This window comes from Halomonas borealis (assembly GCF_004798905.1).
GTDB lineage: Bacteria > Pseudomonadota > Gammaproteobacteria > Pseudomonadales > Halomonadaceae > Halomonas > Halomonas borealis.
The window spans coordinates 1-245 of record NZ_SDMO01000113.1; the positions used below are offsets into that span (position 1 = coordinate 1).

Sequence of the window (245 nt, forward strand, 5' to 3'; positions counted from 1 at the left end):
TATAAATTTCTCCACCAAAGAGAATGACAAAGTAGGCGCGTTCCGCTTCGGAAATTTCTCCACAAGCTTCGTGTAATGGTGATAAAGCAAGGTCCATTAATTCAAACAGAGAGGAATAATCTGTTTTTATTTTGTCCAAAAGAACATTCTCTATTTCGAAGTGGTATTTCAGTCGAAAATAGGCAGGAACCAGATGGGCACGTAAGGCAGCGAAGGTTTTTGTAAAATCTTCAAACTGAACCGCT

At 39.2% G+C, this 245-nt stretch carries 1 protein-coding gene; it reads right to left on the reverse strand.

Going from position 1 to position 245, the window contains the following annotated elements; translation table 11 throughout:
* The coding region (locus ETC07_RS16350; RefSeq protein ID WP_136249343.1) for a PRD domain-containing protein at nt 1-245 on the reverse strand (245 nt) is incomplete at both ends.